Source organism: Streptomyces cacaoi (genome assembly GCF_006539165.1).
Lineage (GTDB): Bacteria > Actinomycetota > Actinomycetes > Streptomycetales > Streptomycetaceae > Streptomyces > Streptomyces cacaoi.
Map to the genome: position 1 here is coordinate 1 of NZ_BJMM01000109.1, position 7,077 is coordinate 7,077.

A 7,077-nucleotide genomic window follows, 5' to 3' on the forward strand; every position below is an offset into this window, starting at 1 on the left:
ATGCTCTCCACCCGGGACGCCTCCCAGTTCGACATCGCGCTCACCTTCCACGAGCGCGGCGACGGCAGCCTCCTGGCCGGCATCGAGTACGACACCGACCTGTTCGACGCCGAGACCATCGAGCAGTTCGCCGGCCACTGGCTCGCCCTCGCCGAAGAGGTCTCCACCCGGCCCGGCCGGCGCCTCGTCGACGCCCGGCTGCTCCCGGCCGACGCACCGCGCGAACTGCTCGGCGAATGGAACGACATGGCCGGCGAGGACGACGGCGGCAGCGCCCGCCCCGTCCCCGAACTCTTCGACGAGCGGGTGGCCGACAGCCCGCACGCCCTCGCCGTCGTCTCCGACCAGCAGTCGCTCACCTACCGGGAACTCGACGAGCGCACCAACCAGCTCGCCCGGCACCTCGTCGGGCTCGGCATCACCCCCGAATCCCGCGTCGGGCTCGTACTGCCCCGCAGCGTCGACCTCGTCGTCGCCGTCCTCGCCGTGCTCAAGGCCGGCGGCGTCTACGTGCCCGTCGACCCGTCCTACCCGCTCGACCGGATCGAGTACGTCCTCGGCGACTGCCACGCCGACGCCGTCCTCACCTGGAGCGGCCTCGCCCGCGAACTCCCCCTCGACGCGGGCGTGCCCGTGCTCGCACTCGACGACGAGGACACCCGGGACGCGCTCGCGGAACACCCCACCGGCCGGCTCGACGTGCCCGTCACCGCCGACAACGGCGCCTACGTCATCTACACCTCCGGCTCCACCGGCCGCCCCAAGGGCGTCGTCGTCACCCACGCCGGCGTCGCCGGGCTCTCCAGCACCCAGCGGGAACGCCTCGGCGTCGACCGCACCAGCCGCGTGCTCCAGTTCGCCTCACCCGGCTTCGACGCCGCCTGGTGGGAACTGTGCATGGCGCTGCTGTCCGGCGCCGCCCTCGTCGTCGACGAGGACGACCGGCCCCCGCACGCCGGACCCGCCGACGACGGCGGCGGACAGGGCGGCGACCGCGGCGCCCGGCTGGGCGACGTCATCGCCCTCAAGGGGGTGACCCATGTGACGCTCCCCCCGGCCCTGGTGGCCACCCTCGACGACGACGCCGTGCCCCCCGAGGTGACGATGGTCGTCGCGGGTGAGGCCTGCGCCCCCGAAGTCGTCGACCGCTGGGCACGCGGCCGCCGCTTCGTCAACGCCTACGGCCCCACCGAGACCACCGTCTGCGCCACCACCAGCGCCCCGCTCGAACCGGGCTCCGGCACCCCGCCCATCGGCACCGCCGTCGACCGCACCCGCGTCCACGTCCTCGACGCCGCGCTGCGCCCCGTACCGCCCGGCGTCCCCGGCGAGCTGTACGTGGCCGGACTCAGCCTGGCCCGCGGCTACCTCGGCAGGCCCGCGCTGACCGCCAGCCGGTTCGTCGCCGACCCGCACACGCCCGGCACCCGCCTCTACCGCACCGGCGACGTCGTGCGCCGGCGCCGCGACGGCCAGCTGGAGTTCGTCGGCCGCGCCGACGACCAGGTCAAGATCCGCGGCTTCCGCATCGAACCCGGCGAGATCGAGACCGTCCTCGCCGCACACGACGGCGTCGCCCAGGCCTGCGTCACCGTGCACCGCGACCCCGCCGGCACCCGCCGCCTCGTCGCCTACACCGTGCCGGCCGACGGCGACCTCGACACCGCCGCCGTCCTCGCACACGCCCGCGCCGCCCTGCCGGACTACATGGTGCCCTCGGCACTCGTCCCGCTCCCCGAACTGCCGCTGAACACCAACGGCAAGATCGACCGCACGGCGCTGCCCGCACCCGAGTTCGGCACCGGCAGCGCCCACGTCGCCCCGCGCAACGCCACCGAGGCGACGCTCGCCGAGATCTGGGCCGCCGTCCTCGGGCTCGAACGCGTCGGCGTGGACGACAACTTCTTCGACCTCGGCGGCGACTCCATCCTCAGCCTCCAGCTGGTCTCCCGGGCCCGCCGTGCCGGCCTCGACATCTCCTCCCGCGACGTCTTCACCCGGCAGACCGTCGCCGCGCTCGCCGAATCGCTCGACACCCGCGCCGCCGCGCCGGCCGCCCGCACCGCCCAGCAGGACACCGTCACCGGACAGGTGCCCGCCGGGCCCATCCAGGACTGGTTCTTCGCCACCCACACCACCGCGCCCGAGCACTTCAACATGGCGATGGCCCTCGAACTGCCTGCCGGCAGCGACCCCGAGGCGCTGCGCCGCGCCGTCGCCGCGCTGCTGCGCCAGCACGACGGCCTCCGCCTCACCGTCACCCGCACCGCCGACGCCGACGGCACCGGCAACGGCGCGGAACACACCCTGCACCTCGCCGACACGTTCGACACCGACCGGGTCGTCACCGTCCACGACCTCACGGCCGACGGCACCGACTGGCAGCAGCTGTGCGCCGACGCCCAGGCCGGATTCCGGTTCGACGGCGGACCGCTCCTGCACGTCCTCGTCGGCGAGGACGGCCCCGCGCGGCCCGTGCGGGTCCAGATCACCGCCCACCATCTGCTCGTCGACGGCGTCACCTGGCGCATCCTCCTGGAGGACCTCCAGCACGCCTACCGGCAGACCGCTGCGGGCGAACCCGTCGACCTCGGCCCCAAGACCAGCTCCGTGCGGGAGTGGGCCGAGCGCCTCGCCGCCCACGTCGCCGCCGGCGGCTTCGACGACCAACTGCCCTACTGGCGCTCCGTCACCGAAGCCGCCCGCACCGACCTCCCCCTCGACACCCCCGGCGGCGACAACACCGTCGCCTCCCTCGACGTCGTCACCCTCGCCCTCGGCCAGGACCGCACCGAGGCCCTGCTCCAGCAGGCCCCGGCCCGCTACCGCACCCGCATCAACGACGTCCTCCTCACCGCGCTCGCCCGCGCCCTGCGCCGCTGGACCGGACACGACCGCACCGCCGTCCACCTCGAAGGCCACGGCCGCGAGGAACTGTTCGACGACATCGACCTCACCAGGACCGCCGGCTGGTTCACCGCGCTCCACCCCGTCGCCCTGCACCTGCCCGAGGACGGCGGCTGGCCCGCCGCGGTCACATCCGTCAAGGAACAGCTGCGCGCGATACCCGACCGCGGGCTCGGCTACGGCGCACTCCGCCACCTCGCGCCCGCGGACAGCCCCGCGCGCGCCCTCGCCGACGCGCCCGACCCGGCCCTCACCTTCAACTACCTCGGCCGGCTCGACATGACGCCCGGCGGCGAGGACCCCTGGTACCTGTCCACCGCGCTCAACCCCGGCGGCGAGCACAGCACCCGCGAGAACCGCACCCACCTGCTCGACATCACCGCCGGCGTGCACGACGGCCGCCTCGTCTTCGCCTGGGCCTACTCGGCCGCGCTGCACCGCGAGGAGACCGTACGGCAGGTCGCGCAGGACGTCCTCGACGAACTGCACACCTTCCTCGACCACTGCGCCGAGCCCGGCGCCGGCGGCTGCTCACCCTCCGACTTCCCCCTCGCCACCCTCACCCAGGACGAGGTCGACCGGCTCGCCGGGGACGGCAGCACCGTCGAGGACATCTACCCCCTCACCCCGCTCCAGGCCGGGATGCTCTTCCACACCCTGGCCGAGCCCGACGGCGCCTACCTGGAACAGTTCTCCTGCGTCATCGACGGCGTCCACGACCCCGCGGCGCTCGCCCTCGCCTGGCAGCAGGTCACCGACCGCTCCGACGCGCTGCGCGTCCGCATCGCCTGGCAGGACGTCACCGACCCCGTGCAGATCGTGCAGCGGAAGGTGACCGTCCCCGTCACCGAACTCGACTGGAGCGCCCGCACCGAGGCCGAACAGGCACAGCTCCTGGCCGACCTCCTCGCACAGGACCGTGCACAGGGCATCGACCTGGACACCGCCCCGCTGCTGCGCGTCACCCTCGCCCGCCTCGGCGGCGGCAGCGTGCGCCTCGTGTGGACCTTCCACCACCTGCTGCTCGACGGCTGGAGCAGCGCCGGCCTGCTGTCCGACGTCGTCGCCGCCTACGCGGCCCTCACCTCCGACGGCGGCACCCCGCCCGCGGCCCGCGGCGCCTTCCGCGACTACGTGCGCTGGCTCGCCGCCCAGGACGCCGACGCCGGACGGGACTTCTGGCGGGAACGGCTGCGCGGCCGCACCGAACCGCTCGCCCTGCCCTACGACCGCACCCCCGAACCCGGCACCACGGGGCAGCGGCACACCCGCCTGCCCATCGAACTGTCCGACGCCCTCTCCACCCGGCTCACCGCGTTCGCACGCGGCCACCGGCTCACCGTCAACGCCCTCGTCCAGGGCGCCTGGGCGCTGCTGCTCTCGCACCACACCGGCGACCGCGACGTCGTCTTCGGCGCCACCGTCTCCGGACGCCCCGCCGACCTGCCCGGAGCCGAGAACATCCTCGGGCTGTTCATCAACACCGTGCCCGTCCGCGTCCGGCTCGACCCCGGCGAACGGATCGCCCCCTGGCTGCGGCAGATCCAGGCCGCCCAGGCCGAGGCCCAGAGCTACGAGCACATCGCGCTCAGCGACATCCCGCACGAACTGCCCCCGGGCACCCCGCTGTTCGACAGCATCGTCATCTTCGAGAACTACCCCGTCGACGACGACGCCGTCGCCCGCCACGGGCTGCACCTGCACAGCGTCGAAGCACGCGAAGCCACCAACTACGCCCTCACCCTCGCCGCCTACACCGGCGCACACACCGGCTTCGACCTCAGCTACGACACCCGCTCCTTCCACGCCGCCACCGCCCGCCGCCTCGCCGACCACTTCGTCACCCTGCTCGACCTGCTCACCCGGGACCCCGAACGCACCCTGGACGAGCTGCCCACCGTCGACGAGAAGACCCGGGCCGCGCTGCACCGCTGGAACGACACCGCACGCCCCGAACTGCTCACCACACCCGTCACCGAGCTGTTCGCCCGGCAGGCCCGCGAGACCCCGGACGCGGTCGCCGTCGAGAGCGCCACCGGCAGCCTCACCTACGCCGCGCTCGACGCCCGCGCCAACCGGCTCGCCCACCTGCTGCGCTCGCACGGCGTACACACCGAGGCCCGCGTCGCCGTATGCCTGGAGCGGTCCACCGAACTGATCGTCGCGCTCCTCGCCGTGCTCAAGGCGGGCGGCACCTACGTGCCCGTCGACCCGGGCTACCCGGCCGACCGCGTCGCCCACATGCTCCGCGACAGCGCACCCCGCGTCCTGCTCACCCACGACGGCACCCACCCGGCACCCGACGCCTCCGACACCGGCCGGGACGCCCCGCCGGACACCACCCTCCAGATCCGCGCCCCCTGGACCGCGCCGGACGACGCACCGGCCGCCGGCCCCACGGTGCTCGACGCCGGCGACCTCGACACCGCGTCGGCCACCCACCCGGACACCGCGCCCCGCATCGCCCTCACCATGGCCGACGCGGCCTACATGGTGTACACCTCCGGCTCCACCGGACGGCCCAAGGGCGTCACCGTGCCGCACTCCGGCATACCCGGCGTCGCCGCCGAACACATCGCCGCCCTCGGCCTCGACGGGCACAGCCGCGTCCTCCAGTTCGTCTCGCCGAGCTTCGACGTCTCCCTCGGCGACATCCTCATGACGCTCCTCTCCGGCGCGACCCTCGTCCTGCCGCCGGCCTCCCAGCCGCTCGGCGACGACCTCGCGCAGCTCCTGGCCACCGCCCGGATCACCCACGCCATGCTCCCGGCCGTCGTCCTCGGCACCCTGCCCGAGACCGAGCTGCCCGAGCTGCGTGCTCTCGCCGTCGGCGGCGACACCTGCCCCTCCGAGGTCATCGCCCGCTGGGCCGAGGGCCGGCGGCTGCTGAACGCCTACGGCCCCACCGAGGCCACCGTGTGCTCCACCCTCAGCACCGCCCTCACCCCCGACGACCCGCACGCCGGCGGCACCGTCGCCCCCATCGGCGCCCCCCTCGCCAACGAGCGCGTCCATGTGCTCGACACACGGCTGCGGCCCGTCCCCATCGGCGTCACCGGCGAGCTGTACATCGCCGGCAGCGGCCTCGCCCGCGGCTACCACGGCCAGTCCGGCCGCACGGCCGAACGCTTCGTCGCCGACCCCTTCAGCACCACCGGCGGGCGCCTCTACCGCACCGGCGACCTGGCACGCCGACGCGCCGACGGCCAACTGGAGTTCGCCGGCCGCGCCGACGGACAGGTCAAGGTACGCGGCCACCGCATCGAACTCGGCGAGGTCGAGGACGCCCTCACCCGGCACCCCCGCGTCGCCCAGGCCGCAGCGGCCGTCCACACCGACCAGCAGGGACTCAAGCAGCTCGTCGCCTACACCGTCCCCGCTGACCACGACACGGCCCCCGCCTCCGCGTCCCTGCGCGCCCACCTCAAGGACCTGCTGCCCGAACACATGGTCCCCGCGGCCTTCGTGCAGCTCGACGCCATTCCCCTGACCGCCAACGCCAAGGTCGACCGCAACGCGCTGCCCGCGCCGGAGTTCGACCGCGCCGCCCATGTGGCACCGCGCACCCCGCTGGAACGCGCCCTGTGCACCATCTGGGAAGAGGTGCTCCAGGCCGGACAGGTCGGCGTCGAGGACGACTTCTTCGCCCTCGGCGGCGACTCCATCCGCAGTGTCAAGGTCACCTCACGCCTGCGCTCCGCCACCGGCATCGACGCCTCCGTCCGCGCCCTCTTCGACCACCCGACGGTGGCCTCCCTCGCCGCCCACCTCGACACCGCACACGGCACGACCACCACCGCCGGCCCCCACACCCCGGCGCGGGCCGTCCCCCGCACACCCCGGGAGGACGGCACCCCCCTGCCCCTGTCCTTCGCGCAGGAACGCCTCTGGTTCCTGGAGGACTTCGCGCCCGGCAACATCGAATACAACCTCGGCGCCGCCCTGCGCCTGACCGGTGAGCTGGACACCGAGGCGCTGCGGACCGCGCTGAACGCCCTCGCAGACCGGCACGAGGCCCTGCGGACCGTGTTCGGTTCGCAGGACGGCCACGGGGTGCAGTATGTCCGCGCCCGCGGCGACATACCGGTCCGCGTGGCGGACCTGACGAACCTGCCGAAGCCCCAGCGGGCCACCGAGCGGGACCGTCTCCTCCGGGAGGAGGCGGTGCGT

General features: G+C 74.3%; 1 protein-coding gene. It reads left to right on the top strand.

Annotated features, from left to right (window positions below):
- On the top strand, positions 1-7,077 hold a 7,077-nt coding region (locus SCA03_RS34145), incomplete at both ends, for a non-ribosomal peptide synthetase (RefSeq protein WP_141275866.1).